Source organism: Nostoc sp. NMS9 (assembly GCF_017114995.1).
Lineage (GTDB): Bacteria > Cyanobacteriota > Cyanobacteriia > Cyanobacteriales > Nostocaceae > Nostoc.
In genome coordinates this window covers 61,624-86,048 of sequence record NZ_JABXKL010000079.1, presented here as the reverse complement: position 1 = coordinate 86,048, position 24,425 = coordinate 61,624, and the positions used below count along the sequence as shown (strand labels likewise).

Genomic DNA, 24,425 nt, shown 5'->3' with positions numbered 1-24,425 from the left:
AAGTATTGTATGAAACACCAAAAGCCTCAGAATTATCCCCTCTAACCCCCTTTCCTACAAGGGAATAAGGGTTTCAAAGCCTATCTCCTTGTAGGAGATAGAAATGGAAGTGAGGTTTTTAGTATATGCTTTGACTTTTCAAGCATTCTCTGAAAAATATTTGCAACATAATTTGAAAAAATCTCTGCCACTGACCAGGCAGTAGCACTGACTATCCAAAAAAATTCTGAATATTAAAAATCTTACCGTAAGCCACCAGTAGCTGAATGTCTCATTTGGTTAGCCCTATTTAAGAGTTGTTTGTGTGTATCTAAATTGGCTGAGGTATAAAATGACTTTAATTCTCAATAACTTTCAAGAAATATCTCATCAATATAAAACAATAGTTGATATTCTGCGTTATCGCAGCTTAAAAACACCACATGCACAAGCATTTACCTTTCTTGAAGATGGAGAGACTCAGGAATCAACACTGACTTACCATGAGTTGGATCAGCGCAGTCGGGCTGTAGCAGCTCAACTCCAAGCTCTTGGTTTAAGTGGGGAACGTGCCATATTGCTCTATCCTCCTGGACTGGATTACCTAACAGCATTTTTCGGTTGTCTATATGCAGGGGTAGTGGCGATTCCAGCTTATCCGCCTGCCAATCAACGTAAGACGCCTAGAATAGAGGCTATTAGCATAGATGCACAGGCAAGCGTTGCTCTCACGACAACAGCAATGCTCCCCACATTACAATCAATACTCATACAAGAAACAAAAGAGGGAAATTTTCGCTGGTTGACAACTGACAACATAGCACAGGGTCTAGAAGATTCTTGGCAACAACCTTTAATTAATGCGGATGCTTTAGCCTTTTTGCAATACACATCGGGTTCTACAGGGACACCAAAGGGAGTCATGCTTAGTCATGGCAATCTGCTACACAACGCCGCCGTGACTTACCAACTTATGGAACATTCGCCTAAGAGTAAGTTTGTATCCTGGCTACCTATCTACCATGATATGGGGTTGATTGGTGGTATTTTGCAACCTTTGTATGGCGGGTTTGGTTGCATCTTAATGTCGCCAGCATCTTTTCTGCAACGACCTTACCGCTGGTTACAAGCAATTTCCCGCTACAAAGGCACCACGAGTGGTGGTCCCAACTTTGCTTATGAACACTGTGTTCAAAGGATTACTCAACAACAGAAAGAAACTCTCGACTTAAGTAGTTGGAGTGTGGCGTTTAACGGTGCGGAACCAGTCCGGCAAGATACTCTTGAACAATTTGCAACTACCTTTGCTGAGTGTGGCTTTCGTCCAGAAGGATTCTACCCCTGTTATGGCATGGCAGAAGCAACTTTGATAGTTTCTGGTGGGGTCAAAACAGGCTTACCCCAAGTCAGAACTGTAGAGAAATTTGCACTTTCACAGAACCAGATAGTCGAAGCAATTACCCAGAGTCAAGATATCCAAAGCTTTGTCAGTTGCGGTAAAACAATTCCTCAACAGCAGATTGTTATTGTCAATCCTGAAACATTAACTCGCTGTTCATCAGATGAAGTTGGCGAAATCTGGGTATTTGGGCCGAGTGTTGGTCAGGGTTATTGGAATCGAACACAAGAAACAGAGCAAACATTCCACGCCTATCTAAAAGACACAAAAGAGGGGCCGTTTTTACGGACTGGTGACTTAGGCTTTTTGCATGATGAAGAACTCTTTATTACAGGTAGAGCAAAAGATTTAATTATTATTCGTGGTAAAAATATTTACCCACAAGATATAGAATTAACCGCAGAACGCAGTCATCTATCATTGCGTTCTGGTGCTAATGCAGCATTTACAGTAGAAGTTAATAACGAAGAAAGACTCTTTGTTGTACAAGAATTAGAGTTTCGCGCCAAGCCAAATTTAGCAGAAGTAGCTAGCGCAATTCGGCAAGCTATTAGTGAAGAACATGAAGTACAAGTTTCTGGCGTAGTTTTAATTAAACCAGGTAGCATTCCCAAAACTTCTAGCGGTAAGATTCAAAGACGTACAACTCGCGCTCAGTTTGAGAATGGTCAACTAAATGTAGTTGCAAGCAATATTCTCAAAATTAGTGATATTGTCAGAAAAGAAACTCGATTAGAGCGTTCTGAACTGTTGGCGCTTTCCCCAAGAGAATGTCAACCGCTTTTAGAATCATATTTGATTGAACTGTTGGCGGGAGTACTTTCAATTGCAGCAGATGATATCAATCCACAAGAACCATTAAGCACGCTGGGACTTGATTCTTTAAAAGTATTTGAATTAAAAAATCGAATTGAGCTTGACTTAGAAATAGAAGTATCTGTAGCAGATTTCTTTGAAGGTATGAGCTTGCAAGCACTAGCAACTAAGATACTGGCTGAAATGACATCAGCGGCTTCTCAATTGTCAGTGTCACTCAATCCAATTCAAAAAATTACGGAGGAAGTTCAGCCTCTATCTTTTGCACAGCAGCGACTGTGGTTCATTAATCAGTTGGAACCAGGCAATCTGGCATACAATATTTCTTTGGCAATTAACCTCAAGGGCCAGCTAGAAGTCACGCTGCTAGAGCACAGCCTCAATGAAATTGTGCGACGACATGAATCATTACGAACTACTTTTACCACAGTTGATGGTCAACCTGTTCAAGTCATAGCCCCCTGTTTGAAATTATCCATATCAGTGGTTGATTGTCAAAAAATTCCTAGATCAAAACGTGAAACAGAGGTTCGGCAATTAGTAACTCAGCAGAGTCAACAATCTTTTGACTTGGCACAAGGACCACTTTTACGTGCTAAACTTCTGTGTCTATCGCCACAAGAACATATACTTTTGCTTGTGATGCACCATATTATCTCGGATGCTTGGTCTGTCGAGATATTGATGCAGGAGATGGCATCAACATATAAAGCATTTTTAACTGAAAGTTTCTTGCCTCTACCCGATTTATCTATTCAATACAAAGACTTTGCGTACTGGCAGCGGCAAGGACTTCAAGGAGAAAGACTCCAAGCCCAACTTTCTTACTGGAAACAACAACTTGAAGGTGCTCCGACTGTTTTACAATTACCCACAGATCGACCACGACCAGCTATTCAAACCTCGCGAGGTTCCCATCAATCTATCCAGCTATCCAAAACCTTAAGTGAGCAACTGAAAGCGATCGCTCGGCAAGAGGGCGTGACCCAATATATGTTGCTGTTAGCAGCATTCCAGACTTTTCTCTACCGCTACACAGGACAGGATGATATTCTTGTCGGCTCACCAGTTGCCAACCGTAACCACAACGAAATTAAAGGGTTAATTGGCTTTTTTGTCAATACCTTAGTATTACGCACTAGCCTTTCCGGCAACCCAAGTTTTCAACAGTTACTAAATCGTGTGCGAAAGGTAGCCTTAGAAGCCTACACACACCAAGAGATACCTTTTGATCAGCTAGTAAAGGCATTGCAGCCAGAACGAAACGTCAGCTATACACCTGTATTTCAAGTGATGTTCGATTTCCGGAATGCTCCACCTTTGCCAGAAATGCCCAATCTAACTGTGAGCCAGTTGAAAGTAGAAAATGAAACGGCGCAGTTTGATTTGAGCCTGTCTGTAGAGATTACAGAGCCAGGAATGATCATGTCATTTGAGTACAATACAGACCTGTTTAATGGCACTACAATTACTCAGATGCTAGAGCATTTTCAAAACTTACTCTTTGGTATTGTTGCTAATCCTCAAGCTAGAGTTTCGGACTTACCACTCCTGACAGAAGCACAACAACATCAATTGGTTGTAGAGTTTAACAACCAATCTAAAACTATGCCACGTGCAAGGGGGGATTTTGAAACCTTCACGACAGTGGGGTTGGGGGAAAACTCTGAAACACAGTGGCTCCAAAATCCCAAATCTCAAATAGAGCAGTGCATTCATCAATTGTTTGAGGCACAGGTAGAGCGGACACCGGATGCGATCGCAGTAATTTTTCCAAATCAGCAGCATCTAACCTATCAAGAACTGAACCAACGTGCGAATCAACTAGCGCATCACTTGCAAAAACTAGGTGTAGGACCAGAGGTACTTGTCGGTATTTGTGTGGAGCGATCGCTCTTAATGGTGGTAGGACTCTTAGCCATCCTGAAAGCGGGTGGAGCTTATGTTCCTCTAGATCCCACTTATCCTCAGCAACGTCTGGCTTCGATGTTAATGGATGCTAAAGTACCAGTTATACTAACCTCTTCAGTACAGCTGGATATACTCCCCAAACATGAGTCACAAGTTGTGTGCCTGGATGCAGACTGGATGCTCATTGCCCAAGAAAGCCAGGAAAACCCGATTCATCAGACCAAAACTGAAAACCTGGCTTATCTGATTTATACTTCTGGCTCGACTGGAACCCCCAAAGGTGTGATGATCCAACATCAATCTTTGGTCAACTACACCGAAATTGCCTGTTTAGAGTTTGGACTCAAAGCGAGCGATCGTGTCCTCCAATTTGCTTCTATCAGCTTTGATGCCGCTGCCGAAGAAATTTTCCCATGTCTTGTTTGTGGTGGTACACTTGTGCTGCGTACAGATGACATGTTAAGTTCAACCTCTGAGTTCTTGCTGCAATGCCACAATTGGGGGATTACTGTCCTCGATTTGCCTACTGCCTTTTGGCATCAAGTAGTTACTGAATTAGCAACAGCAAATTTGACACTTCCAGATTCCCTACGGCTAGTGATAATTGGGGGCGAAACAGCCAAAACAAAGCATCTCGAAACTTGGCTACAGCAGGTTGATCAGCAAGTACACCTCATCAACAGCTATGGTCCTACAGAAACAACAATTGTAGCGACGCTGTGTGAGTTATCAGCATCGACAGCTTGCGAAGTGCCCATTGGAAGAGCCATTGCCAACATCCAAACTTATGTACTTGACCCCTATCTACAACTCGTACCCATAGGAACTCCTGGAGAACTTTACATTGGAGGTGTTGGTGTCGCTCGTGGCTATTTCAACCGACCAGACTTAACAGCAGGAAAGTTTATTCCTAACCCCTACAGTTCAAAACCTGGGGAGCGTCTTTATCAGACAGGCGACTTAGTTCGCTACCTCCCTAATGGCAACCTCGAATTTTTAGAACGCATTGATCATCAAGTTAAAATTCGAGGTTTTCGTATTGAATTAGGAGAAGTAGAAGCCTTACTTAATCAACATCCAATAGTTCGACAAGCGGTAGTCATTGCTCATGATGATGGCTCAGACCATAAGCGCCTAGTTGCTTATATCGTTGGGCAAGGTCACCTGGAGACAGCAAAAGCACACGAACTCGCACCTCAACTTCGGGACTTTCTTAGAGAAAAGCTACCCAAATACATGGTGCCAACGGTTTTTATGTTTTTGGATACGCTCGCTTTAACCCTCAATGGCAAAGTCAATCATCGCGTCTTACCACCACCAAAAGCTGACTCTACTGACAACGACTTATATGTAGCACCTCAAACAGAGCTAGAGCAGATTATTGCTAGTACTTGGCAAACATTACTGGGTCTTGAGAAAGTTAGTATTAACGATAACTTTTTCGATCTAGGCGGTCATTCTTTACTCATCTCTCAGGTAAACACGCAACTGCGAGAACAACTGCAACGCGATATCTCAGTGGTAGAAATGTTTCAATATCCTAGTATCAGTTTGTTGGCAAAACATCTTAGTCAAAAGCAAGAACAACATTCCTTTCAAGAGATTCATAACCGATCTGAAAAACAGAAATTGGCTCTAAACCGACAAAAGCAAACTCATAAGTCACGTAAATAAGTAGAAAGGACTCTTAGCAAAACTATGCAAACAGCGAACTTGGCTACCACGTTGCACTCATTGCTTTTTTTCTTTCCAATTGTTATTGGCTCAATTTTGGCGATATTCGCGTTGATTTTAATAACACTGATGAGTTCATATTTCCTTAAGAGAATATTGCTCAAGAAGAAACGTAAGTTAATCTGGACACCAATTTCTTCTATTGAGCGTCGCAGCAATCTCTCATCCGATGAATTTATTAAAGAGTATGCATCTATTGGCAAGCCAGTCATTATTACCGATGTAGTTAAAAATTGGAAAGCTTCAACCAAGTGGACTTTAGATTTCTTCAGAGAGAAATATGGCCCAGTAAAAACTGATGGTGTGAGAGATGTGAGAGAGAGAAAGAATGGAACTGACATGAACATATCAATGAATATTGCAGATTATATGGATTATCTAGAGACAGGTGATAGCGAGCAATCACTCTACTTGTTCGACTTCCATATGTTTGAGCATCCAGAGCTTTACGAAGATTTTGAAGTTCCGGTTTACTGTCGTAATAAATTAGAAGTTTTGCCAGAAAAACTGTTTGCTAAATATTTTATGCAATATTTCTATCTGCTTATAGGTTCTAAAAAGTCATCAGTAGGTCTTCATATTGATGCCTTATGTACACAAGGATGGTTAGCAGCAATTTATGGACGGAAGCGATTCATCTTAATACCACCAGATCAACAAAAATTTGTATACGATGGGGAAGTTGATACTTTTAACCCAGATTTAAAAAAATTTCCATTGTATGTCAATGTAAAACCAGTGGAATTTATCCTAAGTCCAGGAGAACTTTTATATATTCCGTCTATGTGGTGGCATCAAGCGGAAAACCTTGAAAACACTATTGCCTTGACCTTCAACACAGTCAATGAGGAGAATTTTGAGATGGTTATACATGCGGCAAGTGAGGTAAATCCAATAATAGCTAATCTTTTAGGGTTTTTGTTGGAATTTCCTTGGCTAGGTAGAGTTCTATTCGGTAAGCCGTTACTCTAATAATTGGTTATAGTATCCGCACTTACTCACTATTTGGTAGAAATTTTTTAAAAGCAAAATTGAAATTATTGTTCAGACAATTAGTCACGATATCAACAGCAAAAATTGGCTATCAGCAGAAAAAATCGTTATTAAGGACAAAATTATGAGTATTTCAGAAACGCCAAATTCTCTAGAAGGAATAGCTATTATCGGCATGGCGGGAGGTTTTCCTGGGGCTAAAAGTATCGAGAAATTTTGGCAAAATATTCGAGATGGTGTAGAGTCTATTACTGTTTCATTGTTTGGCGTTAATCCGATTATTATTGTTATTGGCTCAATTTTAGCGATATTCGCGTTGATTTTAATAACAATGATGAGTTCATATTTCCTTAAGAGAATATTGCTCAAGAAGAAACGTAAGTTAATCTGGACACCAATTTCTTCTATTGAGCGTCGCAGCAATCTCTCATCCGATGAATTTATTAAAGAGTATGCATCTATTGGCAAGCCAGTCATTATTACCGATGTAGTTAAAAATTGGAAAGCTTCAACCAAGTGGACTTTAGATTTTTTCAGAGAGAAATATGGCCCAGTAAAGACTGATGGTGTGAGAGATAGAAACAATGGAACTAATATATCAATGACTGTTGCGGATTATATGGATTATTTAGAGACAGGTGATAGCGAGCAATCACTCTACCTGTTCGACTTCTATATGTTTGAGCATCCAGAACTTTACGAAGATTTTGAAATTCCCGTTTACTGCCAGAAAAATTTATTAGAAATTTTGCCAGAAAAACTGTTTGCTAAATATTTTCGACAATATTTGTATCTGATTATAGGTCGTAAAGAGTCATCAATAGGTCTTCACACAGATGCGTTTTTTACACAAGGATGGCTAGCAGCAATTTATGGACGGAAGCGATTCATCTTAATACCACCAGATAAACAAGAATTTGTATACGATGGGGAAGTTGATGCTTTTAACCCAGATTTAGAAAAATTTCCATTGTATGCCAATGCAAAACCAGTGGAATTTATCCTAAGTCCAGGAGAACTTTTATATATTCCCTGTATGTGGTGGCATCAAGCAGAAAACCTTGAAAACACTATTGCCTGGGGTGTCAACACAGTCAATGAGTTGAATTTCGAGATGGTTGTACATGCGGCAAGTGAGGTAAATCCAATAATAGCTAATCTTTTAGGGTTTTTGCTGGAATTTCCTTGGCTGGGTAGAGTTATATTCGCTAATATCGATTAACTATAAGGTTGCTCCTGAAGAAGGGGCTTAAGCCCCTTGTCTCACCAAGTTTGAATTTGTGCAGCTTCACAACGAATTGGTATAAGCAGTTACTCTAATAATTGTTTATAGATATCCATACTTCCTCACTATTTTGTATTGATTTTGTTGAAAGAAATTGAATTTATCAGATAATTAGTCACGAAATTAACAGCAAAAATTGGCTATCAGCAGACTAAATAAATCGGTATTCAGGGCAAAATTATGAGTATTTCAGAAACGCCAAATTCTATCGAAGGAATAGCTATTATCGGCATGGCAGGGAGTTTTCCTGGGGCTAAAAGTATCGAGAAATTTTGGCAAAATATTCGAGATAGTGTAGAATCTATTGCTGTTTTTTCAGATGAAAAATTACTATCAGAAGGTATAAACCCGACAGTAATCAATGACCCAAAATATGTAAAATCTAGAGCAATACTAGAAGATATAGATTTATTTGATGCTTCATTCTTTGGCGTTAATCCTAAAGAAGCAGAAATTACAGATCCGCAGCATCGTTTATTTTTAGAATATGCATGGGAAGCATTAGAAAATGCTGGTTATGACTCCCAACGTTGCGAAAGTCGGATTGGAGTTTATGCTGGTTCTAGTTCAAATAATTATTTATCATTGGATTTAAATAGCGATCAAGTTGGATTGGCTAGCATTTTCCAAAAGGGAATTGGCAACGATAGAGATTTCCTGGCGACTCGCGTTTCCTATAAATTAAATCTCACAGGTCCAAGTCTAACGGTACAAACCGCTTGTTCTACTTCCTTAGTAGCTATTTCTTTAGCTTGTCAAAGTCTATTAAATTACCAATGTGATATGGCTTTAGCAGGTGGAGTATCTATTCACATTCCCCAAAAAACAGGGTATTTGTATGAAGAAGGGGGTATTTTATCACCTGATGGCCACTGTCGTGCCTTTGATGCCAAAGCCAAGGGAACAATTATTGGTAATGGACTGGGGATTGTAGTTTTGAAGCGGTTATCTGAGGCGATCGCTGATGGTGATAATATTTATGGTGTGATTAAAGGTAGTGCGATCAATAACGATGGTTCTGGTAAAGTTGGTTACACAGCACCCAGTGTAAACGGACAAGCAGATGTGATCGCAGAAGCACTTGCTTTGGCTGGGCTAGAACCTGAAACAATTAGCTATGTAGAAGCTCACGGTACAGGAACTGTCTTAGGCGATCCCATTGAAATTTCTGCTTTAACAAACGTGTTTCGTGAAAGTACCGATAAAAAAGGCTTCTGTGCGATCGGTTCAGTTAAAACAAACATTGGTCATCTAGATGCAGCCGCTGGGATTGCAGGACTGATTAAAACTGTTCTAGCCCTGAAACACAAGCAAATACCACCCAGCTTGAATTTTGAGCAACCCAATCCTCAAATAGATTTCGCCAATAGTCCTTTTTACGTTAATACAACGCTGACGGAATGGAAAACCGGACTTACCCCTCGTCGGGCTGGAGTCAGTTCCTTAGGTATTGGTGGGACTAATGCTCATGTAATTCTGGAAGAAGCGCCAGCTTTAGGAGCTTCTAGTCCCTCTCGCCCTTGGCAGTTATTGGTACTTTCTGCCCAAACAGACTCCGCTTTGCAAACTGCCACAGAGAATCTGGTTCAATACCTCAAGCAACACAGCGATATTACTCTGGCGGATGTGGCGCATACGTTGCAAGTCGGACGCAGGGAATTCAATCATCGTCGCGTATTGGTGTGTCAAGATATTGAAGATGCAGTCAGCGCCTTGCAGGTGCGAGATCCTCAAAGAGTTTTCACTCGCTTAGTTGAAAGTGGCAATCGCCCCATCGCGTTTATGTTTCCTGGACAGGGCGCTCAGTATGTGGACATGGGCAAAGAACTTTACCAAACTGAGATCATCTTTAGGGAACAAGTGGATTTGTGCTGTCAATTGCTCCAACCTCATATAGGATTGGATCTGCGATCGCTCATCTATCCGGGCGAGTCTGAGTCAGAAGCCGCAGCAAAGAAACTGCAACAAACTGACATTACTCAGCCTGCATTGTTTGTGATTGAATATGCTCTGGCTCAGTTGTGGATGTCATGGGGAATTTCTCCAGGTGCAATGATTGGTCATAGCATCGGCGAATATGTAGCAGCTTGCCTTGCTGGTGTCATGTCACTTGAAGATGCTTTGGCGCTAGTAGCGGTGCGTGGACGGCTGATGCAACAACTACCAGCTGGTGCTATGCTCTCTGTACCATTGTCAGAGGAAGAAGTTGTAGCTCTACTGGATGAAAAATTATCCCTAGCTGCTTGTAATGCATCGGCTTTATGTGTGGTTTCGGGAACTTATGATGCCATAGACGCATTTCACAACAAGCTCCAAGATATAGAGTGTCGGTGTCTCCATACTTCCCACGCTTTTCATTCAGAGATGATGCAACCCATCTTGGAGCCATTCCAGAAAGAAATCAGTAAACTCAAACTACATCCCCCAAAAATTCCCTTTATCTCCAATGTCACAGGAACCTGGATAACAGCAGAGCAAGCTACAGATCCCAATTACTGGGCAACACATCTACGCTCCTGTGTCCGTTTTTCAAAAGGAATCTCTGCGTTGCTGCAAGAGCCAAATCGCATCCTGTTAGAAGTGGGACCAGGACGTACCTTGTGTACATTTGCTCAAAAACATTCAGATGCCGTAGGACTGTGTTCATTACGACATCCTCAGGAAAAACACTCAGACATAGCATTCTTAATGAACACATTCGGTAAGCTGTGGTTATCTGGAGTACAGATAGAATGGTCAGGATTTTATGCCCACGAGCGCCGTCATCGTCTTTCTCTACCAACATATCCCTTCGAGCGCCAGCGTTACTGGATTGAAGCCCAAAAAGAGACAGCAACTGTCAAGACAAGTGTAGAGGCGTTGTCTATCACCTCTTTACCAAGTAAAAAACAAGATATTGCCAACTGGTTCTACGTTCCATCATGGAAACGGTCTGTGCTACCCGAAAAGCACAAGAGTGAAAAATCAGTTTTGTCTTGCATTCTTGTGTTTATTGATGAGTGCGGCTTAGGTGAAGAACTTATAAAACGACTCGAACTGCAAGGTCAGGATGCGATCGCCGTCAGTGTAGGATCAGAGTTGACAAAACTGAGCGACTCTAAATATACCCTAAATCCTCAACAAAGGGATGACTACGACGCTTTGCTCAAGGAACTTCTAGCAGAAGACAAGTTCCCAAATACGATTGTGCATTTATGGAATGTCACGCCTGTTGATAACACAGAATTAAACCTAGCAGCAGTTGACAAAGCTGAGGATTTAGGATTTTCTAGTCTGTTATTTCTCGCTCAGGCACTTGGAAAACAAAACCTTACCAAGCAAATGCACATAGCAGTCATCTCCAACAATATGCAGGAAGTAACGGGTGAAGAGGTGCTGTGTCCAGAAAAAGCAACCGTTATTGGGCCTGTTAAAGTCATTCCACAAGAATACCCTGACATCAGTTGTCGTAGCATTGATGTTGTAATTCCCTCAGAAGTAAGAAGTTGGGAAACTGAGAAACTCATAGACCACTTGATTAAAGAGTTAGAAGCTCCATCTTCTGATTCAGCGATCGCCTATCGAGGAAATCATCGCTGGGTACAACAGTTTGAACCTGTCTGCTTGAATCAAACTACCGAAAAAACACTAAGATTAAGGAAAGAAGGAGTCTATTTAATCACAGGTGGACTTGGAGGAATTGGACTGACGCTGGCAGAGCATTTGGCAAAGACAATACAAGCAAAACTACTGCTTGTAGGACGTTCAGAATTTCCACAGCCAGACAAGTGGAGTGAGTGGCTAACTGATCACGACGAGCAAGACAGCACCAGCCGTAAGATTCTCAAAGTGCAGGAACTCGAACAACTGGGCGCAAAAGTTTTGGTTGTGAGTGCTGATGTCACAAATCTTGAACAAATGCATTGGGCGATTCAAAAAGCACAGTCACACTTTGGTAACTTCAATGGTGTGATCCATGCCGCTGGAGTTCCCGCAGGTGGTGTGATTCAACTAAAAACGCCGCAAATGACAGCAAGTATTCTAGCACCTAAGGTCAAAGGAACACTGGTTCTCAATAGTATTCTCCAGGGTGTTCAGCTAGATTTCTTTGTCCTGTGTTCTTCAATGACTGCCATCCAAGCGGAATTTGGACAGGTTGATTATGTTAGTGCCAATGCTTTTCTTGACGCTTTTGCTCACTATAAGACCAATCGAGATGGTATATTCACCGTAGCGATCAACTGGTCTGCTTGGCAAGAAGTGGGTATGGCTGCAAAAGCAATCAAGCAATCTGCCCAAACCCAAGATATTCCCAAACCTCAATTTCAAGCAGTGAAGCATCCCTTATTTGAGCAATGCATAGTAGAGGGAAGAGAGCAAGAAATATATATTTCTAAGTTTAGTGTCATCAAACATTGGGTTCTCAATGAACACAAGGTGATGGGAAAGGCGACACTTCCAGGAACAGCCTACTTAGAAATGGCTAGAGCTGCTTTTGAAAACCATGCTGAAAATAGGACAATTGAAATCCGTGAAGTCTATTTCCTGACTCCTTTAGCGGTGGAAGCAGATGAAGAAAAAGAAGTTCGTACACTTCTGAAAAAGCAGGGAGATAAGTTTGAATTTTCAATCATTAGCCAATCGAACTCTGGGGAAGATAATTGGCAGGAACATGCTAGGGGTGAAATAGCCTGCATAGAAGAATCCCTGGAAAAATATGAAATCGAAGAAATTGCTGCTCGGTGTAACGAAGAAATCATCCTTAGGGAAAATGAGGGGAAACCTCAAGTAAAATACATAGAATTCGGTTCCAGATGGAATAACTTCAAGCAGATACAATTTGGCACAAATCAAGGGTTTGCTATTCTGGAATTGTCTACAGAGTTTGCCGCCGACCTCAATTCCTATAAATTGCATCCTGCCTTATTAGACAATGCCACTGGTTTTTTGAGCCTCAAGGACGAAGACAATTACTTACCGTTTTCTTATAAAAGATTGAAGTTTAGAGAATCTCTACCTGAAAAAGTATACAGTTACATTAGATACAGTAAAAATAATCAAAACCATCACAATTCTCTGAAATTTGACATCACTATTATGGATGACCAAGGGAGAGGATTGGTCGAGATAGAAGAGTATACTTTGAGGAAGGTAGAGGATCATACAACAAGCCCCGCTCAACAAAAATCTGCCGTTTCTCTTAGCCAAAACTTCTGTTTGCAAATTTCCTCTCCTGGCACTTTAGAGACTCTGAAATTTAAATCAGTACCACGCCAGCAACCAGGTCGAGGTGAGGTAGAAATAGAGGTTAGTGCAACTGGTCTTAACTTCAAAGATGTACTCCTGGCTCTCGGAATGCTTCCCGTACCATCTGATGATCTCAAGTTCGGTTTGGAGTCTGCTGGAAAGATAGTTGCGTTGGGAGAAGGGGTTGAGGGGTTTGAAATTGGAGATGAAGTGATTGCTCTTGGTGAGAGATGTTTTAGCCGATTTCTCACAACTTCTGCTTTGTCAGTTGCACTCAAACCCAAACATCTGAGCTTGGAACAAGCAGCAACAATTCCGGTAGCTTTTACGACAGCTTACTACTCCTTGATCAAATTGGGCAGGCTCAGTCAGGGCGATCGCGTTCTCATTCATGCTGCTGCTGGTGGAGTTGGCTTGGCTGCGGTGCAAATTGCCCAGTGGGTAGGAGCAGAAATCTTCGCCACTGCCGGGAACCCAGAGAAACGAGCGTTTCTGCATTCGATGGGTGTTGAGCACGTCTTTGATTCTCGGTCTGTTGCTTTTGCTGATCAAGTGATGCAATGCACCAATGGTAAGGGTGTGGATGTAGTTTTGAATTCACTTGCAGGCGAATTCTTGACCAAAAGTCTAGATGTATTAGCACCTTACGGACGCTTCCTCGAAATTGGTAAGCGTGATATTCTCAACAATAGCCAACTAGGTCTAGGAGTCTTTGCAAAATGCTTATCATTCTTTGCGATCAACATAGATCCACAAGTTCCTAACTATAGTGACCTGTGGCATGAGGTGGTACAACATTTCCATAACGGAAATTTTAGTCCCCTACCTCATCGGGTCTTTGCCATTGATTCGCTGACTCATGCCTTTGAATATATGGCTAAAGCCAAGCATATTGGTAAGATTGTCGTATCTCTGGAAAATCAAGATTTTCTAAGTACCCAAGTTGTTGCGTCAAACGGAGTTAGCTCTCAACAAAAAGCGATCGCAACTTCTTCTGACTCATGGGGTTCTGCTTCAGATGGACTGAATAAAAAAACCACTACACCTGTTAATGCGTATCAAAGACAGCTACTTCAGCAAGGGTTATCACCAAAAGAAGGAGTAGAGGCGTTTAGTCGGATTATCGGGAATACTCTTTCCCAGGTTTTGGTATCAACTTATGATTTTCGGGTTCAAGTCAAGCCAGATTTGCTAGATAGCTCACCCAATTTCCCAGAAGCTACAAAGAAAGACAACTTCTCGAAACCAACACATCCAAGACCACAACTGAGCAGTGCCTATGTTCCTCCCAGAAATGAAATCGAGCAAAAAATCTCTCTTATCTGGCAAGAACTCCTTGGAAGAGAAGAAGTAGGTGTTAATGATAACTTTTTTGAACTTGGTGGCGATTCACTTCTATTGGTGCAGGTACGCAGCAAACTGCAAGCGGCATTGAACTGTGATATCTCAACAGGTGACTTATTTGAATATCCCACTATAAATACTTTAGCAACATATTTTAGTCGGGAAAACAAGGAACAACCAGCCTTTGAGCAAGCGCAAGAGCGTGCCAACAGGCAAGAAGCGGCTATGGAAGAAGAAATGCAACTGATGAAGCAAAGAAGGAGGGGTGTATGAATAGTGGGTTGAAAGGCATAGCTGTCATTGGCATGGCTGGTCGGTTTCCCGGAGCCAAAAATGTAACTCAATTTTGGCAGAATCTATGTAATGGTGTGGAGTCTATTTCATTCTTCAGCGATCAAGATTTAGTGGCACAAGGTGTAGACCCCGCTTGGTTGCATGACCCTGAATATGTAAAAGCAGGGTTTGTGCTAGAAGACATTGAGATGTTTGATGCTTCATTCTTTGGCTACTCTCCCAGAGAAGCTGAAATTCTCGACCCTCAACAGCGAATTTTTTTAGAGTGTGCTTGGGAAGCATTGGAAAATGCTGGTCATAATCCAAAAGCTGATAACAACCTGACTGGTATTTATGCTGGGGGTAACTTAAGTACATACTTACTCAATAATCTCGCCTCACACCCTGAGTTACTCAACTCGCTGAGTACGCAAATTGTTCTTGGCAATGATAAGGATTCAATATCTACACGAACTTCATACAAATTAAATCTAAAAGGACCAAGTGTTAGCGTTGGTACAGCTTGTTCTACTTCCCTTGTGGCGGTTCATTTGGCGTGTCGAGGATTGCTGAGTTACCAATGTGATATGGCGCTGGCTGGTGGTATTGCGATCCAAACTCCGCAAGTAGAGGGTTATTTCTATCAAGCAGGTGGGATGGCTTCTGCTGATGCTCACACTCGCACCTTTGATGCCAAAGCTACTGGTGGTCCTTTTGGCAGAGGTGTGGGTCTTGTTGTCTTGAAGAGATTGGAGGATGCCTTAGCAGATGGCGACTATATTTATGGCGTGATTAAAGGTTCAGCGATCAATAATGATGGTGCACTGAAAGTCAGCTACACGGCACCGAGTGTTTCAGGTCAAGCAAAGGTGATTGCTGAAGCTCAGGCGATCGCCTCCTTTGATCCTGATACCATTACCTACATTGAAACTCATGGCACAGGTACAGCCTTGGGCGATCCGATTGAAATTCGGGCGCTAGAAAAGGTGTTTCGTGCCAGAACCAGTAAGAAAGGTTTTTGTGCGATCGGTTCGGTCAAACCTAATGTCAGCCATTTGAATACAGCTGCTGGGGTGACGGGCTTAATTAAAACTGTCTTGGCTCTGAAGCATCAACAATTACCACCCAGTTTATATTTTGAACAACCTAATCCTGAGATAGACTTTGCCAACAGCCCTTTTTACGTTAATACCCAACTGTCTGCATGGCAAACAAACGGAACACCACGCCGCGCTGGGGTAAGTTCTTTTGGTCTTGGGGGGACTAATGCCCATGTTGTTTTAGAAGAAGCACCTGAAGGGAAGCAGGGGAGCAGGGGAGCAGGGGAGCAGGGGAGAAACTATCAATTGCTGATGTTGTCTGCCAAAACTGACTCAGCTTTAGAGACAGCAACAGCAAATTTGGTTAATCACCTGCAACAACACCCTGAACTTAACCTTGCAGATGTAGCTTATACATTGCAAGTTGGTCGTCATGCTTTGAGCCATCGGCGCACAGTTGTTTGCCAAGATATTCAAGATGCGATCGCTGCTTTTTTGAACCCCAAACGAGTTCTGACTAGCACTGAGGAGACAAAAGAACGCCCTGTAGCTTTTATGTTTACTGGTTTAGGGACTCAGTACATCAACATGGCTGGGGAACTTTATCAAGTAGAACCAACTTTTCGCGAACAGATTGATCGCTGTTGTTCCCTGTTTCAACCTCTGTTGGGTCTTAATCTTAAAGAAGTTATTTATTCTACTTCCCATTCAACAACCGAAGCAACAAAAGAAAAATCGGGTATAGATTTACGCCAGATGCTTGGTCGTGATACCCAACCACCAGATCCCGCCACGCAAAAACTGAATCAAACCCATCTCACCCAGCCAGCTATCTTTGTCATTGAGTATGCTCTTGCCCAGTTGTGGATATCATGGGGTATTCGTCCAGTAGCAATGATTGGCTACAGTATTGGTGAATATGTTGCAGCAACACTTGCGGGGGTTATGTCTCTGGAAGATGCGATCGCTCTTGTTGCCAAAAGAGCACAAATGATTCAAAAGTTGCCAGAGGGAGCAATGCTGGCGGTTCCCCTAACAGAGCAAGAAGCGCAACCCTTCCTGAGTAAAAATCTCTCATTATCAGCAGTCAATGGATCATCTCAGTGCGTGCTGGCTGGAACTACTGAGGCGGTAATAGAATTAGAACAACAGCTGACTACCAAGGGATTAGCCTGTCGGCGATTGCAGACTTCCCATGCCTTTCATTCTTACATGATGGAAGCGATCGCTGACTCTTTCACCGAACTGGTACAAACTATCAGTCTCAAACCACCGCAAATTCCTTATCTGTCAAATGTTACGGGAACTTGGATCACAGCAGAGCAAGCCACAAATCCCAGCTACTGGACACAGCATATGTGCCAACCTGTGCGTTTTGCCGATGGAGTACATCAGTTGTGGACACAACATAGTCCAATTTTGTTGGAGATCGGGCCAGGACAAGCATTAAGCAGTTTAGCAATGCAATGTTTAGATAATGTTCCTAATCATAACAAGGTAATATTATCCTCGCTGCGCTATGCATATGAGCGACAGCCTGACGTTGCTTTCATCCTCAACACATTAGGACAACTATGGCTTGAGGGAATCAAGATAGATTGGTCGGGATTTTATGCCCATGAGCGCCGACATCGCCTTCCCTTGCCAACATATCCCTTTGAGCGACAGAGGTATTGGATTGAACCGCAAAAACTCTCACCTGCACAAAGAAATTTCCAGCCCAAGTTAACAGCACCAGAACTTTGGAAATCTCTTGTAGAAGCTGGTCAACTCCAAGCTCATGTCGGTGCTTTGGAATTTGATGAGCAAACTTATCAAGAGAAAATAGAGTGGTTAGATCGTTTATGCACTGCTTATATTAACCTTGCCTTAAGACGTTTAGGAGCTTTTAACAATCCCTCCAAAAAGTATTCTTTGCAAGAATTCTTTGAGCAATGTCAGATTATTCCTCGCTATCAAGAATTGTTGAGTCGATGGCTGGAAATATTGGTAGAGCAAGGTCATTTACATCAAGAACAAGGGCTGTTTATTGACCTGTTGCCACTTTCAACAGACTATGTTGATAAACTTTTACCAGAGGTCAGAGTCAGATACACAAACATACTTCAACAAATAGATTTGCTGCAACTATATGGCGAAAATATGGTAGCCATACTGACTGGTGAAAAAGAACCTTTAGAGTTTCATGTTTCAACCTTAGTCAAGGAAGGAGAATTTTCAGTCCAACAATTGCCTGAAAATAAATACTACAACTCGATTATGCGGGCATGTGTAGAACAGGTAGTGAAGTCATTATCACCTCAAGTCAACTTGAGAATTCTCGAACTTGGTGCTGGAACTGGTACAGCCACGGCAGAATTATTACCTATATTGCCCTCAGAACAAACGAACTACACCTTTACTGATGTGGGTGGATTTTTCCTCACCGCAGCTAAAAAGAAGTTTAGCGATTATCCGTTTATCGACTATCGGTTGCTAGACATGGAACGACCACCAGCAGAACAGGGCTACAAAGAACACAGTTTTGATGTGATCGTAGCTTTTAAGGTATTGCATGTAGCTCGAAACATTGGACAAACTCTGGAACATGTTCGCTCTTTACTTGCTCCTGGCGGCTTACTGCTACTTTGGGAGACAACTCAAGCGAGATTGGAAACGGAGGTTATTGACGCCCTGATTATGAATCCGATAGAAGATTCAGAATCAGGACGCAACATGGGTAATCCTTTTATATCTGAAAAACAGTGGCAAGCAGAACTCAAATCTCATGGTTTTGTGCAGGTGGCAGCTTTCTCAGAATTTGCACCTTTTAGAGAACATGTGATTGTAGCTCAAGCGACTACGCCAGCAACGCCAAAAGTACCATTCGCATTTACAGCATTACTTCATGAACAAGAAGCAGACAAGACGCATGAAGTTTCATTTGGCAAAAAGCCCAACATTGCTGACTGGTTCTACATCCCTTCATGGAAACGTTCGCTACCACCACAGTTAAATGGTCAGGTCAAACAAGCAGAATGCTGGTTAATATTTGTCGATGAGTATGGGTTAGGCGCTCAAATCGTAAAGCGACTCGAACTTGAAGGTCATGATGTGATTACCGTTAGAGTTGGGGAGCAATTTGGCAGCAAAAGCGAATCTTCAGAGAAGCATCTGGGCAAGTCTGCATATACAATAGCGCCTCAAGAACAGGATGATTACAATACCCTACTCAAAGAATTTCGCACCCAAGACTTAACACCAAAAAGAATTATTCATCTGTGGAATGTAACACAGTCAGGACTTGCAGACTTTGATACAGTCCAAACACAAGGATTCCAAACTTTGCTGTTTTTAGCAAAGGCGCTGGGAAAACAGAATTTCACTGATGAGTTACAAATTACAGTTATCTCCAATAATATGCAAGCAGTAACTGGAGTTGAAAATCTCTGCCCTGAAAAAGCAACACTACTTGGACTTGTTAAGGTCATCCCACAAGAATATTCAAATATTAAATGTCGTAGCATTGATGTTACTATTCCCTCACCAGAAAGTTGGCAAGAAGAGAAATTTGTAGAGCAATTGCTAACGGAACTCAAAGCCCATTCCTCTGAGTCAGTGATTGCTTACCGTGGTTTGGAACGCTGGGTGCAAACTTTTGAGTCTGTCCAATTGGATGCAAGCGTCCCCAAGACACCAAGGTTAAGGGAAAAAGGAGTTTACCTGATAACTGGTGGACTTGAAGACATAGGACTGGTGGTAGCCGAACATCTAGCAAAAACAGTACAGGCAAAACTGCTGCTTTTGGAGCGTGAAGATTTTCCCAACCGAGAGGAGTGGGAAGAGTGGCTGGTAATTCACGATGAGCAAGATAACATCAGCCGCAAGATTCGGAAAGTGCAGGAACTGGTGGAAAAGCTGGGCGCAGAAGTTTTAATCAAGAGCGCCGATGTGGTAAATTTAGAACAGATGCAAAATGCGATTGTTCAAGCACAAAAGCAGTTTGGTCAACTCAATGGGGTATTCCACACAGCTAAAATACCTGTAGAGAAGTTATTTACTCCTATTGTAGAGATAGACTATACGGAGTCTGAGCAGCAATTTCAAGCAAAAGTGCAGGGACTGTTAGTCTTGGAAGAGGTTTTGCAGTCGCAGAAGCTTGATTTTTGTCTATTGATGTCTTCGTTAACCTCTGTTTTAGGAGGATTAGGCTCTGTTGGCTACTCAGCAGCGAGTCTTTTAGTGGACGCTTTTGCTTACCAGCATAATCAAACAAATCCTGTTCCTTGGATGAGCGTCAACTGGGATGCATGGCAATTTGGAACAGACAATCAACAAATACCTGCTGGTACAAGTTTGGCAGAATTTGCCATTGAACCGCAAGAAGGTACCAATGCCTTTGAACGTATTCTTTTGTGGAGTCAATATCATCAAATAGTTGTCTCGACTGGTAATTTACAATCCAGAATTGACCAATGGATTAAGCTGGAGTCAAGACAAGAAAAAACTGCTGCCAAAAAAGACAATTTATCTTCTCGTCACTCGAGACCGAATTTAAAGAATGCCTATGTTGCTCCTAGTAATGATGTAGAACGCAAGCTTGCTGATACTTTTCAAGAGTTACTAGGTATTGAGCCAATCGGTATTCATGACAACTTCTTTGCATTAGGTGGGGACTCTCTAACGGGAACTGTACTTATTTCCCAGGTTCGCAAAAATTTTCAGGTAGAACTACCTGTTCGTTCTCTCTTTGAAACACCTACTGTAGCTGAGTTAGCTTTGGTTATTGAAGAAATTCTCATAGAAGAGTTAGAACAATTATCTGAAGACGAAGTTAATGCAACTTGGGAAAAGAATACAACCGCCGACATGCAATTGTAAAACTATAGCAATTCTAAATGAGTTGTAAGAAGACTTGTGAGGCTCGTCTTTTGTGCTTTGTCCTTGGTCATTTGTAATCACAAAGGACTAATGACAAATGACCAAAGACAATCCTGACGCAACATCTCACAAATCAAATAGAATTACTGTAACAAATATTTCTACCGTTTATCAACAGCTAGAGAATACTGAGGTGTAAAAATGCTAGTTTTAGGATTTTCTGGGGGACCAGAGCTTATTCATGAGAATCTATATGAGCGTACGTTAGGAGCAGTTCACGACTCAGCAATTGTTTTAGTTGAGGATGGAGAAGTTATTTTTGCAATCGAGGAAGAAAGGCTCAATCGAATAAAGCATACAAACAAGTTTCCCGGTGAATCATTGCGTTTATGCTTGAAAAGCAGTGGCATACAACTGGAGGAAGTAGACCTAATTGCCTATTACGCATCAAAGGAATACCTGGAGATAATGCTTAAACTACTTTTTTTCGATAATACCAATGTCTCGGTACCAATAATTGACCCGACAATCTTTTTTCAGCAGCTTTTTCGCAGAGAATTAAACTCTGAAATAAATCCAGATAAATTCTGCTTTGTTACTCATCATTATACACATGCAATGAGCGCACTGGCACTTTCTGGTTATGAAAGTAGTCTTGTTACCACATTTGACGGAATGGGAGAGGGTATTTCTGGTATGGTTTTTGAGGGTGAGGGCACAAGACTTAAGCAAATAGCCGGCATTCCTGAATCGAAATCTCTTGGTAATTTTTATGAGAACGTAATAGGTTTTTTAGGTTACACCATGTTCGATGAATACAAAGTGATGGGACTAGCTCCTTATGGAAATCCGAAAAGATATAGAAATGTCTTCCAAACACTTTATACATTACTTCCCAATGGAGATTATGTTATTCATCAAGATGAAATAATTTCCCTCTTTGATTTAGGAATACCGCGCAGGAAAGGGGAACCCTTCACCCAAATTCATAAAGATATTGCTGCATCACTCCAGGAAACCTTAGAAATTATAGTTTTTCATGTTCTTCAATACTATAAACAGGAAACCAAACAGAAAAACCTTTGTATGGCTGGGGGAGTGGCTCATAATTGTACTCTTAACGGAAAAATCTTACGCTCTGGAATGTTTGAAAATGTATTTGTTCAGCCTGCGGCTCACGATGGTGGTTGCGCGTTAGGCGCAGCTTTATATGCGTACTATAATGCCAATCCAATGGCTAAGAAGTCTTCTCAGCTTGAGCATGTTTACTGGGGAACAAATATCGGAGGTTCTCCCTCTGTTTTAAACCAATTGATGCAATGGCAAGATTTTATTAGCTTTGATAAATTGATAAATGTTTCTGAACAGACGGCAAAGTTACTGGCAAGTGGTTACGTTGTGGGATGGGTTCAAGATCGCTCGGAATTTGGACCTAGGGCTTTAGGGAACCGAAGTATTCTTGCAGATCCTCGACCTGATGAAAATAAAGCTCGTATCAACAAAATGATCAAAAAGCGGGAAGGATATAGACCGTTTGCCCCGTCGGTTTTAGAAGAGGATGTTGATGAATTTTTTGAGGTTCCGTCTAATCAAAAACAACTCCCCTTCATGATATTTGTGGTTAACGTTAGAAAAGAGAAACGCAATCTTTTGGGGGCAGTGACTCATGTTGATGGAACAGCAAGAGTACAAACTGTATCACGCAAAACAAATGAAAAATATTGGGACTTGATTCACTGGTTTAAAAAGTTGACAGGCGTTCCGATTTTGCTTAACACGTCGTTCAACAACAATGTTGAACCAATTGTAGATTCTATTGAAGATGCAGTAGTTTGTTTTTTAACTACGGGACTAGACTACCTTGTTGTGGGAGAGTATTTGATTAAGAAAAAGGAGGTATCTTGGCAGAATCATCTATCTCTTAAACTTTCACTTCCCCGATATATTTCGTTGCATCAGGTTAAAAAAGTTTGTCTAGACAGCAAGTTCGACAATCTCTTTTATATTGGGAATAGCTACGATACAAAGTTTCAAATAGGAGTGTCAGCCGAAGTCTTTCGTGTTTTGACGTTGGCAAACAGTGAGAAGACTGTGGGGGATCTCCTCCAGGAAAATGGCGAGACTGAAGAAGGAAAAGCGCAAGGAATTGTTAATGAGCTTATAGAATTATGGTCGCAGCGTTTAATTTTGTTGCAACCATAAGCAATCGCCACCCCTGTAGTCAAGGTACTGGTCGGATAAGATGCCTTTACCCTAACGTCTACTCTTAAAGAAAAAATGGTATTCCTTTTCAGGAGCGTGTAAACGTGTTTAACTGTATTGTGTCTTGAACGTAGCAGAGATTAGTCAGTTTTAATCATGAATATTCAAGTAGTAGGTGTAGTTGGATCTGGGGTTATGGGTGTTGGGGTTGCACAAAACCTCGCTCAAACTGGTCATCAAGTGATTATAGTAGATATTTCCGAAGAGATTCTGGATAAAGCAAAACAGGAAATCAGGAATAATGTGCGTTTCCAAGGGTTTTTCCAGAAAAATGAGAAAGCAGAGAGTCCTGACAATATTCTGCAGCGAATTAAGTTTTCTCCAAACTATAAATTTCTTGAAGATGCAGAATTTGTGATTGAAAATGTCACCGAAAAGTGGGATATTAAAAAGGGGGTATACGCACAGCTTGATGCAATTTGCCAAGATAAAGCTATATTTGCGGCTAATACATCTGCTATTCCCATTACTCGCATTGGTTCATTAACTAAGCGTGCTGATAAAGTGATTGGTATGCATTTCATGAACCCGGTTCCAATGAAGCCGATGGTTGAAATGATTCGTGGGTATCACACATCCGATGAAACAATCTCAACAGCTAAAGAATTACTGGCTCAGATGGGTAAGGAAAGCATCCTTGTCAATGATTCGCCAGGTTTTGTTTCTAACCGAGTTCTCATGTTGACAATTAATGAAGCAATTTTCTTGCTACAAGACCAAGTTGCTTCAGTGGAAGAAGTGGATAGAATTTTCAAAACCTGTTTCGGTCATAAAATGGGACCCCTAGAAACTGCTGACTTAATTGGATTGGATACGATTCTTTTTTCCATCGAAGTTTTGTATGAAAGTTTCAACGACAGCAAATACAGACCTTGTCAATTGCTGAAAAAGATGGTGGATGCTGGGTTGTATGGTCGCAAGAGTGGGCAAGGTTTTTATACTTACAATGGAGCAATTTGAAATTGGATATTAAAACAAACTCTCTAGCCATACCTAAAATCAAGGTGAATTGAAAATATGTCAGAAATACAAGCAAAAATTCTAGATTTTTTGTCCCGATTTTTCCGCAATCATGATTTGCAGTCAGATGAAGATATTTTTGCACTTGGTTTTGTCAATTCCATGTTTGCTATGCAACTCGTCTTATTTATCGAACAAGCATTTCAAATTAATATTGACAATGAAGACCTGGAGCTTGATAACTTCAGAACTATAAATTCTATGACTCGTTTAGTTGAACGCAAGACAGCTTTCGTTGTAGAAAAATGAACAAATATAAAATTCAAACCTATTTTCAACAACC

Annotated in this window: 8 protein-coding genes and 1 pseudogene; all 9 read left to right on the top strand. The window is 41.5% G+C overall.

Annotation, left to right across the window (positions count from 1 at the left end; all coding sequences use genetic code 11):
- Window positions 1-331 precede the first annotated feature (331 nt).
- Complete coding sequence (locus tag HWQ40_RS24185) at window positions 332-5,779, top strand: non-ribosomal peptide synthetase (protein ID WP_292782822.1); 5,448 nt, start codon at window positions 332-334, stop codon at window positions 5,777-5,779.
- Window positions 5,780-5,803: 24 nt separating this feature from the next.
- Window positions 5,804-6,811, top strand: coding sequence for a cupin-like domain-containing protein (locus HWQ40_RS24180; protein ID WP_292782819.1), 1,008 nt, complete (start codon window positions 5,804-5,806; stop codon window positions 6,809-6,811).
- Between the two features lie 145 nt (window positions 6,812-6,956).
- Window positions 6,957-8,054 (top strand): cupin-like domain-containing protein, encoded by a 1,098-nt coding sequence (locus HWQ40_RS24175; protein ID WP_292782816.1) that lies wholly within the window; start codon window positions 6,957-6,959, stop codon window positions 8,052-8,054.
- 243 nt (window positions 8,055-8,297) lie between these two features.
- Window positions 8,298-12,368 (top strand): annotated as a pseudogene (locus tag HWQ40_RS24170) (type I polyketide synthase); the annotation flags it as partial.
- Window positions 12,363-14,960 carry a zinc-binding dehydrogenase gene (locus tag HWQ40_RS24165; RefSeq protein ID WP_292782882.1) on the top strand — a complete coding sequence of 866 codons (2,598 nt, stop codon included), beginning with the start codon at window positions 12,363-12,365 and terminating at the stop codon, window positions 14,958-14,960. The pseudogene HWQ40_RS24170 and the gene HWQ40_RS24165, both read left to right, overlap by 6 nt.
- A complete protein-coding gene (locus HWQ40_RS24160; RefSeq protein ID WP_292782812.1) occupies window positions 14,957-20,860 on the top strand; it encodes a type I polyketide synthase in 5,904 nt (1,967 codons plus the stop codon). Before HWQ40_RS24165 ends, HWQ40_RS24160 begins: the two co-directional genes overlap by 4 nt.
- Before the next feature lie 201 nt (window positions 20,861-21,061).
- Complete coding sequence (locus HWQ40_RS24155; protein WP_292782811.1) at window positions 21,062-23,062, top strand: carbamoyltransferase C-terminal domain-containing protein; 2,001 nt, start codon at window positions 21,062-21,064, stop codon at window positions 23,060-23,062.
- Window positions 23,063-23,218: 156 nt separating this feature from the next.
- Window positions 23,219-24,082 (top strand): 3-hydroxyacyl-CoA dehydrogenase NAD-binding domain-containing protein, encoded by an 864-nt coding sequence (locus HWQ40_RS24150; protein ID WP_292782809.1) that lies wholly within the window; start codon window positions 23,219-23,221, stop codon window positions 24,080-24,082.
- A 57-nt stretch (window positions 24,083-24,139) separates the two neighbouring features.
- Window positions 24,140-24,391 (top strand): acyl carrier protein, encoded by a 252-nt coding sequence (locus HWQ40_RS24145; protein ID WP_292782806.1) that lies wholly within the window; start codon window positions 24,140-24,142, stop codon window positions 24,389-24,391.
- Window positions 24,392-24,425: the final 34 nt, after the last annotated feature.

What these genes read in the sequence shown, in the direction of transcription:
- HWQ40_RS24165 (WP_292782882.1), top strand. Translation starts at nt 12,363, where the DNA reads ATGGCTGCAAAAGCAATCAAGCAATCTGCCCAAACCCAAGATATTCCC.
- HWQ40_RS24185 (WP_292782822.1), top strand. Translation starts at nt 332, where the DNA reads ATGACTTTAATTCTCAATAACTTTCAAGAAATATCTCATCAATATAAA.
- HWQ40_RS24160 (WP_292782812.1), top strand. Translation starts at nt 14,957, where the DNA reads ATGAATAGTGGGTTGAAAGGCATAGCTGTCATTGGCATGGCTGGTCGG.
- HWQ40_RS24150 (WP_292782809.1), top strand. Translation starts at nt 23,219, where the DNA reads ATGAATATTCAAGTAGTAGGTGTAGTTGGATCTGGGGTTATGGGTGTT.
- HWQ40_RS24180 (WP_292782819.1), top strand. Translation starts at nt 5,804, where the DNA reads ATGCAAACAGCGAACTTGGCTACCACGTTGCACTCATTGCTTTTTTTC.
- HWQ40_RS24175 (WP_292782816.1), top strand. Translation starts at nt 6,957, where the DNA reads ATGAGTATTTCAGAAACGCCAAATTCTCTAGAAGGAATAGCTATTATC.
- HWQ40_RS24145 (WP_292782806.1), top strand. Translation starts at nt 24,140, where the DNA reads ATGTCAGAAATACAAGCAAAAATTCTAGATTTTTTGTCCCGATTTTTC.
- HWQ40_RS24155 (WP_292782811.1), top strand. Translation starts at nt 21,062, where the DNA reads ATGCTAGTTTTAGGATTTTCTGGGGGACCAGAGCTTATTCATGAGAAT.